We start from the raw sequence: 20,047 nt of genomic DNA, 5'->3' as shown, positions 1-20,047 counted from the left end.
CTTGCTTCATTCCATGGGCGTAACCTCAAGGAGAGCTATGTCGTAGGGGGTATCGAGTTCCACCTGTCCATTTTTAACCACGACCTCGGTTCCCGAATAAGTATCCCTCAGGGTAGTGCCATCCCCAAAAAAACCTTTTACGCGAAGTTTTTTAACCCCTTCAGGGAGTTCCAGGCCTACTACAACTTTATCCTTAAAGGTATCGGTTATAAGCGTACGACTGAAAACATAGGGTGCTTTGGAAAGTCGCTTGTGTTTTCCGGCTCCGACCGCCGGGTGGTCCCTACGGAAACGACCCAGTTTCTGCCAGTGCGAAAGAACTGCCTGTGTGTGCTCCAGGCTATCGACCTCCTCCCAATTCATAAAGGATCTCAGCGTGGCATCGCCCACAGTTCCCTCAATGGTGAGGTCCCGGGAGGTCTCGTCTCCGTAGTAAACCTGGGCGGCACCCGGAGACAACAATAATACATTGGCACTCTTATAGGGCTGTGTACGATCCGGATCAAAAGGGGCGCCGTCATCATGGGAGGTCAGGTAGTTCAAGATGCTCTGGCCTTTCAACTTGGTATGCAAAAGCCGGCTGTATTTTTTAAAGACGGATTCGTAATCCTGTTTGGCATCGTTCTTTAGTTCAAAATTGATCAGTGCCTGAAATCCGTAGTCGAAATAGTCTACTTTGCGATCTCCAAAATCGAATTCGCGTCCCCCCGAAGCTCCATAATTGTATACTTCACCGACCATATAGAAGGGGAGGTCATCCAGCACCTTGTCAGGATTGCGTCGTTTCCAGTTTTCAAAAGCATAAGCCGCTTCCTTATACAATTCTGCCCAGGCTTTCTCATCGGCATGTTTCACTGTATCAACGCGAAACCCGTCTATCCCTAAGGTATTTACGTAGTCGCTGAGCCATTTGATAATATAGAATCTGGGCGCCCTTGGATATCCGGTACGCTGGAAGAAGTTCTGAAGTTCATCCAGTTCTGTGCTTAAACGGCCTTCCGATTTCCATTTGGCCAGCAAGGCATCCGGTAGTTCCACGGCCTCATCCCGGTCTGTGTAAATGTCCGGTAAGTTGGCCACAAGGGTACACGAAGTCGTGTTTTCATAGGAGGAAAAATCACAGGTGGGGCTTTGCCTGACCCAATCCTCCGGCCATGCGGGGTCCTGTACAGTAACAGGACCGGTATGGTTTAGGACAACATCCATCAAAACACGAATACCCTGCTTGTGTGCTGCTTCAACCATTTGCTTTAACTCATCGTATGTGCCGAAATTCGGATCCAGGGCTGTCCAGTCCTTAGCCCAGTATCCGTGGTAGGCATAGGTATTCCCGGTGCCCTCATCGGTGTCCCCGTGTACCTGCTCTACCACAGGGGTAAACCAGATGGCATTTATGCCGAGATCGGTAAAGTAGCCCGATTGAATTTTTTGGGTAATTCCCGCGATATCACCGCCCATAAAACCGCGCAGGGGCCCCGTGGGGTTTGATCGGTCAAAATTCAGGTCGTTTTCCGTTGAACCGTTGTTAAAACGGTCCGTCAACAAGAAGTACACACTTGCGGCTTCCCACATAAACGGCACATTGTTCCCTGATTTTTCGATGGGCTCCTCAAGCTCCTTTGGACTTTCGTTTTCAGTTAAAACAGGAGTGGGGCTTTTTTCACCCTCGGTTTTGCAGGTACAAAAAAGCAGGGGAATGAGGAAAAGAAGCAGGATGCTGCGCATGGAATCAGGAATTTTCCTAAAACTATAAAATGCACCCCGAAAAGTAAAATTTAATTTTTTCTATTGAGGACCTTGAATTCCTCGTAGCAGCTGCTCATGGCATCCAGGATTTGTAGGTCATTGGCAGTCATCAGGAAGGATTTGGAATAATTGCAGTTCGTCAGAATATCTTCAATATCGACTCTTTCCAATTGGAGCAATTCCATCAGGGTGGTCCTGTCAAATTTGGATGCGAGTAAATCCCGTATCTGATCATCCTCCTTGATTTTTCTCAATTTGCGCATTTGCTGGGGATGCCTGCCAAAAATATTCCGAAGCTGATCCGCGGGATTCAAAATGGCCCCAAGGACTTTTGATACGGCCCCCGGGGTCTTACTGCCCCCTTCGTAGCTCACGGCCAGGCCGGAGATGCTGTATTGATACGCGTTGTTTATGGGGAGGTTCTTTACGTCCACCTCCAGGTACCCCGTGAGCTGATAGGGCTGGACGATGACCTCTTCAAGGGCATAGGCGAGTTCCGTCAGGGCTATTTTAGTCTCTTCAAACTTAAACATGTCATTGGTAACCCGGATTTTCTGAGGCTTAAACCCCAGATAGGAAATATAGAGTGTATCGTTTACAGCTGCCTGTATCGAGAAGGCCCCTTCCCGGTCCGTTATGGTTCCGATGACCTGGTTTAAATTGATTACGTGGACGCTCTCCAGTGGCCGATCGGTCTGAGCGTTAATGACAACAGCTTCCAGAAGGTTTCCTCCTGATGCGGTTTCACCTTCCTGGGCCATCCCCTGGATGCCACAGTGCAAAAATATGAGTATAAGAAAGCGTCGCGTCATATGATCCACCTCACTGGGGAAGCGAAGAAAGAAAAAAAAAAGTGCAACCGCCAGATTTTTTGGATACCCTTAACTATTAATTACCTGGTCGCCCCTTTGGACCTTTCTTGGCTTTTTTCGCTTTCTTGGTTTTTTTCTTGTGCCGATAGGAGCTTCCAGAAGCGAAAGACTTCTTCCCGGTACTTTCCGTACTTTTCCATCCTTTTTTCTTGGACTTGCGAAATCCTCCTCGCTTTCCATCCCTGGGATTACTGGATATTTCGACGTGAATCGGTCGCCCTTTTAATGAAAAGCGACGAAACGTTTCCAGGACTAAGGGGGTGAAAACCGAATCTGTATTAAAGAAGGAAAAGCCGTCCTTCACATCCACATGGAAAATATCCTCTTTTCCTAAACCGAGCTCTTTCTTCAACAAGTCTTTGAGCTCCATCCAGTCAAATCCGTCGCGTTCCCCTATGTTAATAAAGTAACGGGTGCGTCCCTGACCTACTTCGGAGGAATCCACGGATTTGGAAGAATCTTCGGAAAGCTGAGAGGAATTCTTATGGTAGAATTCGTAAAACCTGCTGAATTCAACTGAAACCATCTTTTGGATCAATTCATCGCGGCTCAGGTCCTCCAGGACATCCCGAATAGCCGGAACGTAGCCCTCTATAGAAGGATTGATCTCCGTATCGCGAATCTTGCTGGCGAGGTGATAGAGTTGGATTTCACAAATCTCCATCCCATCCGGCAATTGCTTTTGAACCAATGGCTGACCGATTATCTTTTCAATTTGCCGCACCCTGCGCACTTCGGAGCGGGTCATAATTACCATGGAGACCCCTGATTTACCCGCACGACCTGTTCTCCCGCTCCTATGGGTATAGGTCTCGATCTCATCCGGTAGTTGATAATGGATTACGTGGGTAATGTTGTCCACGTCAATACCCCTTGCAGCCACATCGGTAGCTACGAGCAATTGGGATTGTTTTTTCCTGAACGCCCCCATTACCATGTCGCGCTGATTCTGGCTTAGATCCCCGTGAATGGCTCCGGCGTTGTATCCGTCTTCAATTAATTTCTCGGCAACTTTCTGGGTATCCCGTTTGGTTCGGCAGAAGATCACCGAAAAGATCCCCGGGTTTGAATCGACTAAACGGCGCAGTGCGGCATACCGATGCCTGCCCGAAACGGTATAGTACTCATGACGCACCGTGTCTGTAGCCTTGTTTTTGGTGCCCATGGTAACCTCCTTGGGCTTGTGCATAAATTCCCGGGCAATCCGGGCTACCTCTCCGGGCATGGTGGCTGAAAACAACCACGTTGACTTATCCGCCGGTGTTTTAGACAGGATATCTTTGATGTCCTCGTAGAAACCCATATTGAGCATCTCATCGGCCTCATCGAGAATACAATATCCGATTCCCGTCAGATTGATCATACCTCTGCCGATCATATCTTTAATACGCCCCGGTGTGGCGACGATGATCTGTGGGTTCCGACTCAGTTCACGAGCCTGATCGCGGATGCTTGCTCCTCCATAAACCGCTGTAATTCCAAGTCCTGGAAGGTTTTTTGCGTAATTTTTTAATTCCCGGGTAATCTGAAGGCAAAGCTCCCGGGTAGGGGAGAGGATAACCCCTTGTGTGGTGCGCTGTGCAGCTTCTGTTTTTTGAAGTAAAGGCAGGCCAAAGGCAGCGGTCTTACCCGTACCTGTCTGGGCAAGTGCTACCAGATCGGTTTCACTCTTTAATAACATAGGAATTACTTCCTCTTGTATTGGGGTGGGATTCTCATAACCGAGATCCCGGACGGCTTCCCACAGGGGAGCAATGAGTCCTAAAGATTCAAATGAAGACATGTCGTTTTTTAATCAATTACGGATTCTTGAAACAGGTGGCCTGGGTTTCGTACTGGTGCTTAAGTGCCGCGGAATAGAGGAAAGCCGGTCAATTCTGCCGCAAAGATACCTCAATTAATTCGATCGGGATTAATCCAGGTAGTAATTCTCCAAAAAGGCACATAATTTACGGATCGCCCTGCCCCTGTGGCTGATCTCATTTTTTGCTTCCAATGGCATTTCCGCAAAACTCAATTCAGATCCGTCGGGTTGAAACACCGGGTCATAGCCAAACCCGTCTGTACCTCTGGGGGCCGAGAGAATTTTCCCTTCCACCACCCCTTCAAAAAAATGAAATTCTCCGTTAAGACAAAGCGCGATGACGGTGCGGAAGCGTGCCCTGCGGGAGGAGGAATCCTTCATAAGTTCCAGGAGTTTGTCCATATTGGCTTCCGCTCCCGCCTGAGGCCCCGCAAATCGGGCAGAATATACTCCGGGAGCACCCTTAAGGGCCTCAACTTCAAGGCCGGTATCATCTGCGAAACAATCATGCCTGAAATATTTCCAGATGTAATCGGCTTTAATCCGTGCATTCCCTTCCAGGGTATCGGCAGTTTCCGCAATGTCTTCAACACAACCGATTTGATCCAGGCTGAGCAAATCCAGGGATTCAGGTAACAGAGGCCTTATTTCTGAAACCTTATTCAGGTTGTGGGTGGCAAATACAATTTGCTTCATATTCCGGGCAGATTTCTAAACGGCTTGTAAAAATAGTATTTTTACCTGCCCAAAAGCAATTGGTTTTGACGCTAAAAGTCCCTCCAGCCCTGGTTTTCCTTTTTTTTGGTGGTCTGATGTATTTGCTTGCGAAATGGCTGCCTGTCGGTTACTTCGATTTTTTTGGCAGAAGTGTTTTGATGTGGACGCTCTCAGCCCTTGGCGGAGCTATTGCAGGCTTAGCTGTACTTCAGTTTTTAAGGGCCAAAACCAGCCTGGACCCTGCACATCCCGAAAAGAGCAGCAAATTGGTTGTTTCAGGCGTTTATAACTTCAGCAGGAACCCGATGTACCTCGGATTGCTCCTGCTCCTGTTGGCCTGGGGTATTTACCTTGGGAATGCCTTCAATACCCTCGTTGCTGCTCTATTTGTCGCTTATATGAATCGATTTCAGATTTTTGCCGAAGAGAAAGTCCTCGGAGAAAAATACGGTTCGGCTTACCGAAGCTATTGTGCCCTTGTTCGTCGTTGGTTCTGATCCCCTGGCACTGGAGTAACTCCAAACTGACTTTCATCGATTTTATACGCCGTAGTCAGAGGATTTATGTGCGCTTACTCAGATCTTCTTATCTTTATTGTATATTGTTATTGGTTGAAACCCAAACTTTTGAGCTAAAAATAAAATCTATTATGAAAAAATATTCACTTTACCTGACCTTATTTCTGGCAGTTCTCCTTGTCGCCTGTAGCGATGATGATGCCGACTTGAATGTAGCCATTAACCCCGATAATGGGGGGCCTATTTCCGAAATCCCCTCGGATCCGGAACGCGTGGATTACGAACTCTTCAGCGTGAATGATTCAGGCGTAAGCGGAATTGCCGCATTTATTCCAAATGACGATGGCAGTGCCACCGTGTATATTGAACTGGAAAATGCAACTCAGGATATCCACCCAGCCAGAATCCATTTTGGCAGTATTGAGGAATCCGGGAGTGTTGCGATTTCCCTGAATGATTGTGAATGTAAAATCAGTGAAACCGTGGTTACACGGCTCGACAATGGTGCGGCGATTACCTTCGTTCAGTTGATGCAATTTGATGGACATTTGAATATTAATATGAGCAGCTCAGACAATACGGTTGTTGCGAATACAAATATTGGAGCGAATGCCTTTTAAATAGTCGCGATTTAAATTCTTAAAGACCCCGGAGGACTTCTGTTTTCCGGGGTTTTTTGATTTTTGTCTGTATCGATTTTTAAGGTGACGGATATTTTAACCCCCTGTTCATTAGTTTTAAAAACTTGGCTTTAGCAGGGACGGTATTCTTTATATATTGCTCTCTCTTAAAAAGCCATTTGGAAAATGGATCGAAAATATATTTTTGATTTTGACAGCACCCTTACACGCGTTGAAGCGCTGGACGTGCTGGCTGAAATCACACTGAAGAATCGCCCGGACCGGGAAGAAGTTATCCGTAAAATCCAGGAAATCACCAACCTTGGAATTGATGGGGATATTTCCTTTACGGAATCCCTTGAACAGCGGATTAAAATGTTGAACGCCCATAGAGATGACCTCCCTGAGCTTATCCGGCAGCTGAGAGATAAGATCTCCAAATCCATAACATCGAACAAGGAGTTTTTTGAAAAACACGCCGATCAGATTTACGTGATTTCTGCCGGGTTCAAGGAATTCATCATTCCGATCGTTTCGGAGTACAACATACCCGAAGAAAGGGTGTATGCCAACACTTTCGAATTCGACCAGGAAGGGAACATTATCGGGTTTGACGCATCCAATCTGCTGGCACAACACAACGGAAAAATCGAATGTCTGCGCTCCCTTGACCTCGAAGGGCAGTTACAGGTAATTGGCGATGGGTACAGTGATTATGTTATGCGCGAAGCGGGCATCGCGCATAAATTCTTTGCCTATACAGAAAATGTGCACAGGGATAAAGCTGCCAGGCATGCCGACCATATCACGCCGAATCTGGATGAATTTTTGTTCATAAATGATTTGCCCCGCAATCTTTCCTATCCAAAGAACAGGATTAAGATTTTGCTCTTAGAAAATGTACACCCGGCTGCCTTTGAAAACCTTTCCGAGGACGGTTTTACCGTGGAACTTATTTCCCATAGCCTTCCGGAGGCGGAATTGATCGAAAAAATTAAAGGGGTTCACGTCCTCGGAATTCGTTCCAAGACCCAGGTTACCCCGAAGGTTCTGGATGCAGCCAAGAAGCTTATGGTTGTTGGTGCTTTTTGTATAGGGACCACTCAGATCGATTTGGACTACGCCCGAAAAAAGGGAGTAGTTGTTTTCAATGCCCCGTACAGCAATACGCGGTCGGTTGTGGAACTCGCCCTGGGGGAAATTATCATGCTTATGCGCTCTGTTTTTCCGAGATCCTCTGAAATACACAGGGGCATCTGGAATAAAACAGCTGCCAATTCGCGGGAGATACGAGGGAAGAACCTTGGCATCGTTGGTTATGGCAATATAGGAAAACAACTATCCGTCCTCGCCGAAGCAATGGGCATGCGCGTCTATTACTACGATATCGATGACAAGCTCGCCCTGGGCAATGCTACTCGCTGCGGGTCACTTGAGGATTTGTTGAATGTTTCTGATGTTGTTTCCCTGCATGTGGATGACAATCCACACAACAGGAACCTGATCGGGGAAAGGGAATTGCATCAGATGCGTAAAGGAAGTTATCTCATCAACCTCTCCAGGGGCTTTGTCGTCGATATCCCGGCCCTGAAAGCCGCCCTGGAATCGGGTTGGCTCGCCGGGGCTGCAGTGGATGTGTATCCGGAGGAGCCAAGGTCCAATGGTAAATTTGAAACCGGTTTGCAGGGCCTTGAGAACCTTATCCTTACTCCACATATTGGCGGTAGTACAGAAGAGGCCCAAAGGGATATTGCCGATTTTGTCCCCAATAAAATCATGGATTACATCAATTCCGGCAGTACGGTGGACGCCGTAAACTTTCCGAATATTCGTCTTCCGAAACAGCAGAACGCGCACCGCTTTTTGCACATTCACGAAAATACCCCGGGGATTATGGCGCATATAAACGAAATCCTGGCTGCCTACGATATGAATATTACGGGTCAGTACTTATCCACCGATAGTGATGTGGGATATGTGATCACAGATCTGGACAAGGAATACAACAAAGAAGTTGTGAAGGCCCTCAAAGCTGTTGAGCACACCATCAAGTTCAGGGTGTTGTATTAGACAGCAGGGCAGGTTGCTCAATCATTGTGATAGGGATCGCCCTTTAGGATTGAGTAGGCCCGATACAACTGCTCCAGAGCGAGGAGCCGGACCACCTGGTGGTTAAAAGTCATTTTGGACAGACTGATACTGGCATTGGCCCGTTCTCGTAATTCCGGGCCGTGCCCATAGGCGCCCCCGATGACCAGTACCAGGCGTTTGGGCCCGGAATTCATGCATTTCTGGAGTTGTTTGGCAAAGCTGCGAGAAGAAAACTCACGGCCTTTTTCATCGAGTAGCCAGACGGTATCCGTGGGATTTATTTTTCGAAGCAGCGCATTTGCCTCTTCCTTTTTCTGACGTTCAGGCAAAACTTTACCCTTCACCCGAATTTCGGGTATGGTTTCCATTTCAAATGGGATGTAACGATTCAGGCGATTTTCGAAATCTGACATAAGCGCAGACAACGGCCCTGATTCCGTTTTTCCCATGGCGAGCAGAAGTAGTTTCACTTTTCAAAAATACACTTCCGGGCCTGAATTCGGAAACGAAATTCAAGGGTTATTCCGCAAACATTTTACTACTTTAGTGCGATAAACAACCTTATGATTTCAGCTGAAAAATTTCAGGAGGAAATTGATCTGATCATTGCGAATGCCCTGCGCGAGGATATAGGAGACGGGGATCACAGTTCGCTGGCCTGTATTCCGGAATCGGCCACAGGTAAAGCAAAACTCCTGGTAAAAGACACTGGGATCCTTGCAGGTGTCGATTTTGCGCGTCAGGTATTTCAGGTAGTGGATCCGGGTCTTGTAATGGATGTTCAGATTCCGGACGGGAATCCGGTGCGTGAAGGTGATATAGCCTTTTATATCGCTGGTTCTGCACAGAGTATCCTTAAAGCCGAACGACTGGTGCTCAATGGAATGCAGCGCATGAGCGCCATTGCGACCAAAACCAGTGAATATGTCAAATTACTGGAGGGCACAGAAACGAAAATTTTGGATACCCGAAAAACGACCCCGGGAATACGCGCCCTCGAAAAGTGGGCCGTACGAATCGGGGGAGGTGTGAATCACAGATTTGCCCTGTACGATATGGTAATGCTCAAGGATAACCATATCGATTTTGCCGGGGGGATCACAAGGGCGATTGCAAAAACAAAGGCGTATTTGAAATCCCGCCAGAAAGACTTAAAAATTATCGTCGAAGCCAGGGATCTGGAGGAGGTTTCTGAAATCCTGCAGGCAGGAGGTGTCTTTAGAATCCTGTTGGATAATTTTGATCTTACCCAGACCCGGGAAGCCGTTCGTTTGATCGGAGATCGGTGTCAGACAGAATCTTCAGGAGGGATCACGGCTAAGACCCTGAGAAGCTATGCGGAATGTGGGGTGACCTATGTTTCTTCAGGGGCGCTTACCCATTCAGTTTCCAATATGGATTTAAGTCTAAAAGCGGTTTAGATGGGCGACCCACTCGCAGAGAAACTCGATCGAATCCCACTGGTCAGGTGGTTGGTGAAACTCTTAAAGGGCATCAGGCTGAAGGCCTTTGAGGGCATGTCCATGTTCGATCTTACGGTGCTTTATGTGAGGGGGATTGTACGGGGAACCCTTTCGATACGGGCCAGTGCCATTGCCTTTAGCCTGTTTATGGCCCTCTTCCCATTGCTCATTTTTTTGATTACACTGCTGCCGTACCTTATTCCTTACGTAAATATTGGTGAGGGCAACCTGGAAGATCAGTTTTTGCATTTTCTGGAAACGTTGCTCCCCAGGGCTTCCGGCGATTATTTTAACGAGATATTCCTGCAGCTCAGAGAGCAGAAGACGGGAGGCTGGCTTTCCTATTCCTTCCTGATTTCCATCTTCCTGATGACCAATGGGGTTAACGCTATTTTTGGTGGTTTTGAATCCAGCTACCACATTGAGTTCACACGGAATTTTTTCAGGCAATACGCCTATGCGCTTATGGTCGGAATGATCCTCTCCATACTATTAATTTTAGGGGCGGTGACCTATATATCCTTTGAGTTCTTTGTGGCGGCCAGCCTTGTGGATTTAACTCCCGATGGCACACAACAGCTCTTTTGGATCCGATTCGGACAGGCGATCTCGTTTATCGTACTGTCCTATCTCACCACGGCCGTGCTGTACTATTTCGGTACTATGGAAGGTAAAAAGGCGAAGTTCTTTTCGTATGGTGCCCTGATGACTACCCTGCTCATCTTATTTAATTCGTACCTGTTCGGGGTGTACATTGAGCGATTTGCGCGGTATAACGAGATATACGGCGCTCTTGGAGGATTACTGATTTTGATGGTGTACATCTGGTTGAACTCCAATATATTACTCCTTGGATTTGAGCTCAACGCAACCCTGGCTTTCCTACACAAGAATGTGGAAAAAAGTGAGGATGACGAGGATTTGGAAGAAGCGTTTTCCAGCAGTACCCGAAATTCGGGGATCGGATCCGAGACTAAGGAATGAATCGATAATTGAGGTAGAAACAGCAGCGTACCCTGAGTCAGGAACAGGAGAAAAACACCCCACCTTCATGGACCATTTTATCGAAGTACTGCTCCCCATACCCCTCGCGCGGAATTTCACCTATTCCATCCCCGAGGAGCAGTTTGGCATGCTCCGCAAGGGGATGCGGGTCGCAGTTCCCTTCGGCAAATCAAAATTATACACCGGGTTGGTCGTTGAATTGGATACAGATCCTCCCACGGCCTACGAGGCAAAGGAAGTATACCAGATTCTCGATGAAAAGCCTTTGGTAAGTGCGCTGCAATTGCGGTTTTGGAAATGGATGGCTTCCTATTATATGTGCACGCTGGGGGAGGTTTTCAGGACGGCCGTACCCGGAATATTTCTCCTTGAGAGTGAAACCCAGGTTATGGGTGACTCCGATTGGGTGGCGGAACATGGGACTCCGGAAAATCCGGAATCTCCGGAATCACTTGTGCTGCGCGCTCTTGAGCATCAGAAAGCCCTGGCGATATCCGAAATCAGCTCCCTTGTGGAACGAAAAAACGCTTTGCCCCTGGTAAACCGGATGCTTAAGGCAGGAATGATCCGGGTGCAGGAGAAACTGGGAGACGGATACAGGCCTAAACAGGTGCGTTTTCTAAGGTTACATCCGTCATTCCAGGAAGAAGCTGCTCTTGAAGAATTACTCAGGACGCTTTCCAGGGCACCCAAACAAACCGAAGTCTTGCTCCATTTGTTCCAGCTTCAGCAGGGCGTTAATAAACCAGTTAAGAGCACCGAACTCGAAAAGCAGGTAGGCACCTCGCGATCGGTCATCAAAGCCCTGATCGATAAAGATATACTCGAGGAATACACACTTACACAGGACCGTATTTCATACAGCGGAGGAGAAGAGGCCCAGAAACTTGCAGGATTAAACCCGGAACAACAAGTTGCCCTGGATACTATCCGTGGGTTTTTCAGAGAATCCAGGCCCGTTCTGTTATATGGGGTAACGGCATCCGGCAAAACAGAGGTCTATAGCCACCTGATATCGGAAGCCCTGGAAAGGGGTGAACAAGTGCTCTATCTCGTTCCGGAAATTGCCCTGACCACCCAACTCGTATACAGACTTCAGCAATTATTCACCTCCAGGGTGGCGGCGTTTCATTCCCGTCAAAGCCAGCAGGAGCGCGCTGAGATCTGGTATCACTTACAAAGAGCAGAAGAGAAGGCATCCTTAATTCTGGGGGCTCGATCGGCACTATTCCTGCCTTTCAAAAACCTTGGACTCATCATTATAGATGAAGAACACGAGAACTCCTATAAACAATTTGACCCCGCCCCCCGCTATCATGCACGGGATGCTGCAATTTTGATGGCTACTTATTGGGAAGCACCTGTTTTACTGGGATCGGCCACGCCAAGTGTGGAGAGTTACCACAACGCCAAAACTGGAAAATTTGGTTTGGTTACCATTAGGCAGCGGTATGGAGGGATCCTTCTTCCGGAGATGGAATTGATCAATTTGGCCGACGCCTATCGGAAAAAACAGATGTCCGGTCATTTTTCGCATCGGCTCCGGGATGCGATCATCGAGACCCTGGCGCAGAAACGCCAGGTTATACTCTTTCAGAATCGCAGGGGCTTTTCACCCATTGTAGAGTGCATGAGTTGCGGGCATGTCCCCGGCTGTCCCAATTGTGATGTGAGCCTGACATACCATCAACAGAGACGTCAGCTCAGGTGTCATTACTGCGGTTTTAACCGCCCCCTTGAAACCGAATGCCAGGCTTGTGGCAATACAAATTTGGATACCAAGGGGTTGGGTACCGAACAAGTAACTGCTGAACTGGCTGAACTTTTTCCCGAGACAAGGGCATCGCGTATGGACCTGGATACGACCCGTGGAAAGCACGCCTTCAGCCGAATTATAGAAGGTTTTGAAGCCCAGGAGATACAGGTGCTCGTCGGGACGCAGATGGTCACTAAAGGACTTGATTTTGGCAATGTAGGACTCGTAGGGATCATGAACGCAGACACCTTGTTGAATTACCCGCATTTCCGGGCCCATGAACGATGTTTTCAAATGCTTACCCAGGTCGCAGGAAGGGCCGGGCGCAAGGACTACAGGGGGAAGGTGTTGATTCAGACGTACAATCCCTACCACCAGATATTAAAGCAGGTTACAACGGGAGACTACGAAGGGATGTATAAGGAACAACTCTATGAAAGGGAACAGTTTCATTATCCCCCCAAGGTGCGGTTGATTAAGATTACGTTGCGCCACCGGGACTGGAACAGGGTAGAGGAGGGAGCAGCCTGGTTTGCCCGGTCGCTCCGAGTGGTTTTTGACAAAGGTGTTTTGGGCCCGGAATACCCACCGGTGAGCCGAATTCGAAATCAATACCATAAACAGATTCTGGTGAAGATCCCAAAAGGGCAGCCATTGGCAAAAACAAAAAATAGCATCAAAAGGATTGAGAAATCCTTTGATGCTATTTCGAATTATAGAAGTATCCGACTTATCTACAACGTAGATTACATCTAATTAGACATTGCTAAGCGCTTCTGCCAATTCAGCCTTCTTATTCCGGCTCAGCGGAATAGAGCGTCCGGCTACTTCTACATTTTTACTGTTGTATTTTTCGATACGCTCCAGATTCACGATGTACGACTTGTGAATTCTCAGGAACTTCTCTGCAGGCAATTGCTTTTCAAAAGCCTTCATAGTAGATAGAATCACCACATTTGCCTCATCGGTAACCAACTTGATGTAGTCTCCCAGGGCTTCTACCCATTTGATATCATTTAAAACAACTTTACGCTTTTTAAGGTTGCTTTTCACGAAGATATGCTCCTCGTCTTCATGTACCTTGTGAAGTTGTTCAAAATTCTGTACCGCCCTTTTGACTGATGCGTCAAAGCGGGCCATGGTGATGGGTTTATGCAGGTAATCTGTGACATCGTAGTCGAATGCCTTCAGTGCATAGTCCGGTTTACCGGTGATCAAAATGACCTGTGGAGGATTTTCAAGGGATTCGAGTAGGTCAAAACCATTGATAATCGGCATTTCTACATCTAGAAAAATGAGGTCAATTTCATTGTTCTTAATTCCGTTCTTCGCTTCAATTGCGTTGCTGTACTCCGCAACCAGGGCGAGATTTGGATGATTATTCACCAATTTTGCAACTGCCATACGCTGCATAGATGAATCGTCAACGACAATACTCCTAAGTTTCATAAATGGTTGATTTGTGGGGTTAAATCATCGACAAAGTACATGCTTTTCACGACGAATGACAACAAAAGTTGTAAACACGGTGTGAATAAGTGTATTTTCTGCGATGATCATAGTTAATTTAATTACAGATAATTAGTACGTAGGTTAAGCTTCTTTTTTAAACACTTGTAGCTATAACGAACTTTTTTTGGATTTCTTGTAAATACGTGGAAGAATTGTTACTTTTGCGCTCCTTTTTAAACTATAATTTATGAGCAATTACGAAACTGTTTTCATTCTTAATCCCGTTCTATCTGAAACACAGATAGAGGAAACAGTGAAGAAATTTGAAGATTTCTTAAAGAAGAATGGCGCCAAAATGGTCGCTAAAGAAGATTGGGGCCTGAAAAAACTGGCATATCCCATTCAAAACAAAAAGAGTGGTTTCTATCACCTCTTTGAATTTACTGGCCCAGGGGAAATCATCACCCCGTATGAGCAGGAATTCAAAAGAGATGAACGCATAATGCGTTTTCTCACTGTCAAACTCGATAAGCACGCCGTAGCATGGGCGGAGAAAAGAAGAAACAAACTAAAAGCAAAAGCGTAACACATGGCCACTTTACAACAACAGGCAAAAGGAAAAAAAGACGGGGAGATCAGATATCTTACCCCGTTGAATATCGAAACTGCCAAGCAGAAAAAATACTGCCGGTTTAAGAAATCAGGAATCAAGTACATCGATTACAAGGATCCGGACTTCCTGATGAAACTGGTAAACGAACAAGGTAAAATTCTTCCTCGGCGGTTAACGGGTACATCCCTTAAATACCAACGGAAAGTTGCGCAGGCCATCAAAAGGTCGCGTCACCTGGCATTGATGCCATATGTAGGAGATCTATTAAAATAAAGGGAGGAAAACATGGAATTGATTTTAAGACAAGACGTCGAAAACCTCGGGTTTAAAGACGATATGGTAACGGTAAAAAACGGCTATGGCCGTAATTACCTGATTCCTCAGGGAATGGCTGTTCTGGCTACACCATCCGCCAAGAAAGTACTGGCTGAAAATTTACGTCAGAAGGCGCACAAAGAAAAGCAGGTAATCGCTGAAGCCGAGAAGGTGGCTGAGGCTCTTAAGAACCTGGAAATTAAAATACCGGCCAAAGTAGGTGAAGCCGACAAGTTGTTTGGTTCTGTAACCAATGCAGATCTCGCTGCTGCTTTTGAAAAAGCAGGGCATGGTATTGAAAAGAAGTATATAGCAATTAAGGGGGGGTCAATCAAGCGCACCGGACCCTATGAAGCTGAAATTCGATTGCACAGGGAAGTGCAGGTGGATTTTGGGTTTGAGGTTGTCCCTGAGAAGAAATAACCCATCCCCTGAAGTATTTTAGAATCCACCCTATGTAAAGGGTGGATTTTTTTATTCATAGAACGTCCTGAGATGAAGTACAGCAGACTCACTCGTGAGCAATTAGAAGAATTGCATCCTGAATTCATTAATTTTTTGGCTACCCAGTCCATTACCGCATCTGAATGGGAGGAAATCAAAACAGGTAAACCCGAAGTTGCAGAGCAGGAATTAGATGTCTTCAGCGACCTGATCTGGGAAGGAGTCCTTACCCGGGTCACTTACCTGGAAAACATCAGTGCACAACAGATGCACCTTTTTCACTGCGAAAAGAAGGAGATGAAATTAATCTCGGTGCGGGTTCACAACCCCGAGGTTGATTTGCAGACAGAGTTGGGTTTTGGTTGGTTCAAAAAAAACTGGCAATCCGATTTTGTAGAATACCTGACAGCCTCCAAAGCCTACACCGAGGACCCGAATTTGGATAAATTTAAGCTCATTGAGCAGGGTGCCGAGATCACCAGGGGAGCTCTTTTTCAATGGTTTGCTGAAATTGTAGAGATTTAATTCAGGCAGGAATCCCACGATGGATGACCTATATTTGTAACTCTTAGAAAACCTATGGCTCAAAAACCTTCCATTCCGAAAGGAACCCGTGATTTCAATCCGTTAGAGGTTTCAAAAAGGAACTATATCATCGAGATCATCAGAAAGCATTTTGAACGCTTTGGATATCAGCCTATAGAAACCCCGGCAATGGAGAACAGGGAAACGCTGATGGGTAAATACGGGGAGGAAGGCGATCGGCTGATATTTAAGATTTTGAATTCTGGGGACTTTGTTAAAAAGGTCACTCCCGAATTATGGGAACAAAAGGATTCGGGCAAGCTGACCCCAGTCCTAACGGAAAAAGCGCTTAGATACGACCTTACTGTTCCCTTTGCACGGTTTGTGGTCATGCACCAGAACGATATCGATTTTCCTTTTAAGCGGTATCAGATACAACCTGTGTGGAGGGCGGACCGGCCACAAAAGGGAAGATTCCGGGAGTTTTATCAGTGCGATGCGGATGTCGTCGGGGCCAGGGGTGCGGTTCAGGAACTGGAATTTATACAGCTCTACGATCGTGTTTTTTCCGATTTGGGCCTCAAAGGGGTTACCGTTAAAGTGAATAACCGAAAAATCCTATCGGGTATTGCAGAGGTTATAGGTGCCCCCCAGCGGCTTACGGATTTTACGGTCGCCCTGGACAAACTCGATAAAATTGGAAGGGAAAAGGTTGAAGCGGAAATGATCGCTAAAGGAATTCCGGAGGCATCGGTTCGAAAAGCCGCTCCCCTTTTCGATCTTCAGGGAAGTGCTTCCCGCCAGCTCGAAAGTCTCAAGGCTTTTCTCTCGGATTCTTCAGTCGGGATGCAGGGTGTCTCTGAGTTGGAGTTCCTCCTTTTGGAAACAGAGCGTCTGGGATTGCATACCGCCTCCTGTCAGATGGATATAACCCTCGCAAGGGGCCTTAATTATTACACAGGGGCCATCTTCGAGGTCAGTGCGCCTTCAGGGGTCACTATGGGGTCCATTGGCGGTGGGGGAAGGTATGACGATCTTACGGGTATTTTTGGGCTTCAGGATGTCAGTGGCGTCGGTATTTCATTTGGACTCGACCGCATCTATCTCGTTATGGAAGAGCTCGGGCTGTTCCCCTCTGCGTTGAGCCAGACCCTGGAAGTGTTCTGCCTTAATTTTGGAGCAGCGGAAAGCCGCGCGGCCCTGAAACTCATTATGCAACTCAGGGATCGTGGAATTCGGGCCGATATGTATCCGGATGATGTTAAAGTCGCCAAGCAATTTAAGTATGCCGATAAGCGGGAAGTCCCCTTTGTCGTTCTCATTGGCGATGAGGAGCTCCGTCAAAGTCAGTTTACCGTAAAAGACATGAAAACAGGGCATCAGGAATCCTACCCCATGGAGGACTGGCAGCGTTTTGCGGCCAGATTAAGGCCTTGATTTCAAAGCTTTTAGTACGGCGGAGTAATACGGTTTTGAGTGGGGTACATATTTCCCTACATCTGCCATGCCCCAGACTTCTTCAGCCAAACGCAGCAGGGAGCACAACTCCAGGGCTGCGACTTCCTTCGGATCTGCCTTTAAAGCTTGAAGGGGCACTTTTAATTCGGTGAGATACACATATTGGAATTCCCGATCCAGGATACCCCCCGGATGTGCCTGTTCAGATAAAAATCTGCCCATAAAGTTGAGATCCTCCGGCAGTATCCTGATTCCAATTTCTTCTTCTACTTCCCTGAGCACTGCTTCCATAGGGGTTTCGCCGGCGTGGATATGTCCGGCTACGGAGACATCCCAAAGCCCGGGAAAGGTATCCTTGGTATCCGCTCTTTTTTGGAGCAGTACCTGATTTTGCCTGGTGTAAAACCACACGTGTACGGTCGGGTGAAACCACCCCCGCCTGTGCACTTCAGACTTAAAGGCCTTATCTCCAGTGGGCTTCCCGGTTTTATCCCAAATCTCTACGTACTCGTCCATCGGGACCTATTTGGTGCAGCAGGTTTAGTCAAAGTAGCTGAAGGTCTCCCCTTCCTTAATGTTCAGAAGCGTTTCGTAAATCAGACGAATGACATTGGCAACATCATCCTTGTGAACCATTTCTACCGTGGTGTGCATATACCGAAGCGGAAGCGAGATCAGAGCTGAGGCTACGCCACCATTGCTGTACGCAAAGGCATCTGTATCGGTGCCCGTGGCCCTGGAAGCCGCCAGGCGCTGAAACGGAATTTTGTTCGTGTTTGCCGTTTGGATGATGCGATCCCTTAGTTTATGCTGGATGGCCGGGGCATAGGAAATGACCGGGCCGGCACCGATTTCGATGTGCCCCTCCTTTTTCTTCTCGATCATTGGAGTTGTGGTGTCGTGGCAGACATCGGTGATAATGGCTGCATTGGGTCGGATTCGCTCAGTAATCATCTCAGCACCCCGGAGGCCGATTTCTTCCTGAACTGAATTGGTGATGTATAAGCCAAAGGGAAGCTTTATGTTATTCTCTTTGAGCAGACGAGCCACCTGGGCAATCATAAATCCCCCGGCTCTGTTGTCGATCGCCCGACACACAAATTTGTCCTTATTAATGACCTTAAAGGTATCCGGGTAGGTGATCACACACCCCACATGTACCCCCATTTTTTCAACCTCTTTTTTATCTTTTGCCCCAATATCGATAAAAATATTATCCAGTTTTGGCGGTTCTTCCTTAGCCCGGTTGCGCGTATGTATTGCAGGCCAGCCGAAAACGCCATCGACAATCCCTTTGTCCGTATGGATTTGTACCCATTTGGACGGGGCGATCTGGTGATCGCTTCCGCCATTTCGAATGACATAGATCAGGCCATCATCCGTGATGTAGTTTACATACCATGAAATTTCGTCAGAGTGCCCTTCTATGACCACCTTATAGGGCGCCTCCGGGTTTATGACCGCCACGGCGGTTCCATAGGTGTCCGTAAGAAAAGTGTCCACATAGGGTTCCAGATAGGACATCCAGATTTTCTGGCCTTCCAGTTCATGCCCGGTAGGTGATGGGTTGTTCAGGTATTTCTCAAAAAATTCAAGCGCATCTTTGGTGAGAATGGCAGATGTTTTCATAGGTATGTGTTTGTTGCAAACTTAGTAATATTCACTTTTATTTAGTACCCTTTCAAGGCGGTATTATGTACTTTTGACGCGTGTTTAGTGTTATATGATTATGCAGCTTCTGTACAGATGTAATTTTATTTTACTCCTTCCCTTGGGGCTCTTTGCACAGGTGCCCGACCAGCCCCTGGATTCTGTTCAGGAGAAAATGATTATCATCGAGGGTGATTCCATAGCACGAAGTTCCATTGAACTGCAGGAGGTCTACCTTTTTGGGAGGCTAAAATTCGATTCTTACGAAGATAAGCTGCGATACTACGTCCTTCGCAGAAAAACACTCAAAGTTTACCCTTATGCAAAAATGGCTTCCGACAGGCTTCTGAGCCTGAACGAAAGGCTGACCAATATCAAATCGAAGCGAAAGCGCAAGAAGTACACCAAAATGGTTCAGCGCTATATCGAAGAAGAATTTTCCGCTGAACTGAAAAAGCTTACGCGAACTGAAGGGCAGATCCTTGTGAAGCTGATCTATCGGCAGACCGGGGAAACGGCATTTGACCTGGTCAAGGAATTGCGCAGTGGATGGCGGGCCTTTTGGTACCAGAATACGGCCAAGCTTTTTAAAATAAGCATTAAGGAAGAATACCACCCGGAAACGGTGCACGAAGACTACCTTATCGAAGATATCCTTCAACGCGCTTTTGCTTCCGGCAAACTCGAAAAGCAGGAGTCTGTTCTGGATTACGACTATGCCTCGCTTACCAACAAATGGAACGCCGCAAAAAAGAAGGTGAATTAATTGGAGGCTACAAAAAAAATTAGCTATCTTTAAGGTCCTTTTTCTGAATAACTTTTCGGCAATTTGTTAAGGATTAGCTCCTTAGCTTTTGAGGTAAAAAAAAAGAAAAAAATAAGGGTGTTTTTTAGTTGTTTAATAAAAAACCCTCTTTATATTTGCACCCGCTTTTCGAGGGAACTTGAGGGGTGTTTTAAGAGAAGTTCATTGACATACTGACAGACAGCGTAGCTCT

The 20,047-nt window shown here is 47.0% G+C and carries 20 protein-coding genes; 12 read left to right on the top strand and 8 right to left on the bottom strand.

Annotated elements, in window-relative coordinates; all coding sequences use genetic code 11:
• Positions 1-6: 6 nt before the first annotated feature.
• The 4 genes from QU605_RS03635 to QU605_RS03620 form a co-directional block, all read right to left on the bottom strand.
• Positions 7-1,725, bottom strand: coding sequence for an alpha-amylase family glycosyl hydrolase (locus tag QU605_RS03635; protein ID WP_289723911.1), 1,719 nt, complete (start codon positions 1,723-1,725; stop codon positions 7-9).
• Between the two features lie 50 nt (positions 1,726-1,775).
• Positions 1,776-2,507: a carboxypeptidase-like regulatory domain-containing protein gene (locus QU605_RS03630; RefSeq protein WP_289724449.1), complete on the bottom strand. Its 732-nt coding sequence runs from the start codon at positions 2,505-2,507 to the stop codon at positions 1,776-1,778.
• 127 nt (positions 2,508-2,634) lie between these two features.
• Positions 2,635-4,401 carry a DEAD/DEAH box helicase gene (locus tag QU605_RS03625; protein WP_289723910.1) on the bottom strand — a complete coding sequence of 589 codons (1,767 nt, stop codon included), beginning with the start codon at positions 4,399-4,401 and terminating at the stop codon, positions 2,635-2,637.
• A 129-nt stretch (positions 4,402-4,530) separates the two neighbouring features.
• Complete coding sequence (locus tag QU605_RS03620; protein WP_289723909.1) at positions 4,531-5,118, bottom strand: non-canonical purine NTP diphosphatase; 588 nt, start codon at positions 5,116-5,118, stop codon at positions 4,531-4,533.
• A gap of 65 nt (positions 5,119-5,183) precedes the next feature.
• On the opposite strand from QU605_RS03620, the gene QU605_RS03615 reads away from it, so the two are divergent.
• The 3 genes from QU605_RS03615 to serA all read left to right on the top strand — a co-directional run bounded on the left by QU605_RS03615 (position 5,184) and on the right by serA (position 8,347).
• Positions 5,184-5,636 carry a methyltransferase family protein gene (locus QU605_RS03615; protein WP_289723908.1) on the top strand — a complete coding sequence of 151 codons (453 nt, stop codon included), beginning with the start codon at positions 5,184-5,186 and terminating at the stop codon, positions 5,634-5,636.
• A 152-nt stretch (positions 5,637-5,788) separates the two neighbouring features.
• On the top strand, positions 5,789-6,277 hold the full coding sequence (locus QU605_RS03610) for a hypothetical protein (protein ID WP_289723907.1): 489 nt from the start codon (positions 5,789-5,791) through the stop codon (positions 6,275-6,277).
• A 186-nt stretch (positions 6,278-6,463) separates the two neighbouring features.
• Complete coding sequence (gene serA / locus QU605_RS03605) at positions 6,464-8,347, top strand: phosphoglycerate dehydrogenase (RefSeq protein ID WP_289723906.1); 1,884 nt, start codon at positions 6,464-6,466, stop codon at positions 8,345-8,347.
• Between the two features lie 17 nt (positions 8,348-8,364).
• Here the strand turns inward: serA and QU605_RS03600 are convergent, their stop codons facing one another.
• On the bottom strand, positions 8,365-8,838 hold the full coding sequence (locus QU605_RS03600) for a 23S rRNA (pseudouridine(1915)-N(3))-methyltransferase RlmH (RefSeq protein WP_289723905.1): 474 nt from the start codon (positions 8,836-8,838) through the stop codon (positions 8,365-8,367).
• Between the two features lie 93 nt (positions 8,839-8,931).
• Between QU605_RS03600 and nadC the strand changes: the two genes are divergently transcribed.
• From nadC to priA, 3 genes are read left to right on the top strand one after another with little or no spacing between them, the layout of a single operon-like run.
• On the top strand, positions 8,932-9,789 hold the full coding sequence (nadC, locus tag QU605_RS03595) for a carboxylating nicotinate-nucleotide diphosphorylase (RefSeq protein WP_289723904.1): 858 nt from the start codon (positions 8,932-8,934) through the stop codon (positions 9,787-9,789).
• The gene (locus tag QU605_RS03590) at positions 9,790-10,815 is read left to right on the top strand and encodes a YihY/virulence factor BrkB family protein (protein WP_289723903.1); all 1,026 of its coding nucleotides are present in this window, start codon (positions 9,790-9,792) and stop codon (positions 10,813-10,815) included.
• Positions 10,742-13,348, top strand: coding sequence for a replication restart helicase PriA (priA, locus tag QU605_RS03585; protein ID WP_353655873.1), 2,607 nt, complete (start codon positions 10,742-10,744; stop codon positions 13,346-13,348). The genes QU605_RS03590 and priA overlap by 74 nt, the downstream gene beginning before the upstream one ends.
• On the opposite strand, the gene QU605_RS03580 is transcribed toward priA, so the two are convergent.
• Positions 13,349-14,041: a LytR/AlgR family response regulator transcription factor gene (locus tag QU605_RS03580; RefSeq protein ID WP_289723902.1), complete on the bottom strand. Its 693-nt coding sequence runs from the start codon at positions 14,039-14,041 to the stop codon at positions 13,349-13,351.
• 250 nt (positions 14,042-14,291) lie between these two features.
• Between QU605_RS03580 and rpsF the strand changes: the two genes are divergently transcribed.
• The 5 genes from rpsF to hisS all read left to right on the top strand — a co-directional run bounded on the left by rpsF (position 14,292) and on the right by hisS (position 17,378).
• Positions 14,292-14,630 carry a 30S ribosomal protein S6 gene (rpsF, locus tag QU605_RS03575; protein ID WP_289723901.1) on the top strand — a complete coding sequence of 113 codons (339 nt, stop codon included), beginning with the start codon at positions 14,292-14,294 and terminating at the stop codon, positions 14,628-14,630.
• A 3-nt stretch (positions 14,631-14,633) separates the two neighbouring features.
• Entirely contained in the window at positions 14,634-14,930 is a 297-nt protein-coding gene (rpsR, locus tag QU605_RS03570) for a 30S ribosomal protein S18 (protein ID WP_289723900.1), read from the top strand.
• Between the two features lie 12 nt (positions 14,931-14,942).
• Positions 14,943-15,395: a 50S ribosomal protein L9 gene (gene rplI, locus QU605_RS03565; RefSeq protein ID WP_289723899.1), complete on the top strand. Its 453-nt coding sequence runs from the start codon at positions 14,943-14,945 to the stop codon at positions 15,393-15,395.
• Between the two features lie 72 nt (positions 15,396-15,467).
• Positions 15,468-15,941, top strand: coding sequence for a DUF6495 family protein (locus QU605_RS03560; protein ID WP_289723898.1), 474 nt, complete (start codon positions 15,468-15,470; stop codon positions 15,939-15,941).
• A gap of 54 nt (positions 15,942-15,995) precedes the next feature.
• Positions 15,996-17,378 (top strand): histidine--tRNA ligase, encoded by a 1,383-nt coding sequence (hisS, locus tag QU605_RS03555; RefSeq protein ID WP_289723897.1) that lies wholly within the window; start codon positions 15,996-15,998, stop codon positions 17,376-17,378.
• On the opposite strand, the gene QU605_RS03550 is transcribed toward hisS, so the two are convergent.
• Positions 17,367-17,915: an NUDIX hydrolase gene (locus tag QU605_RS03550; protein ID WP_289723896.1), complete on the bottom strand. Its 549-nt coding sequence runs from the start codon at positions 17,913-17,915 to the stop codon at positions 17,367-17,369. The two genes, hisS and QU605_RS03550, sit on opposite strands and share 12 nt — an antisense overlap.
• Positions 17,916-17,939: 24 nt before the next feature.
• Complete coding sequence (locus tag QU605_RS03545) at positions 17,940-19,028, bottom strand: M42 family metallopeptidase (protein ID WP_289723895.1); 1,089 nt, start codon at positions 19,026-19,028, stop codon at positions 17,940-17,942.
• Positions 19,029-19,128: 100 nt separating this feature from the next.
• Here QU605_RS03545 and QU605_RS03540 point away from each other — a divergent pair, with 100 nt between their 5' ends.
• Positions 19,129-19,815 (top strand): DUF4294 domain-containing protein, encoded by a 687-nt coding sequence (locus QU605_RS03540; protein WP_289723894.1) that lies wholly within the window; start codon positions 19,129-19,131, stop codon positions 19,813-19,815.
• Positions 19,816-20,047 lie beyond the last annotated feature (232 nt).

It is taken from the genome of Robiginitalea aurantiaca (assembly GCF_030380815.1).
In the GTDB taxonomy this organism is placed as follows: Bacteria; Bacteroidota; Bacteroidia; order Flavobacteriales; family Flavobacteriaceae; genus Robiginitalea; species Robiginitalea aurantiaca.
Note: the sequence above shows the minus strand (reverse complement) of the source record. Positions and strands in the feature narration are given on the sequence as shown.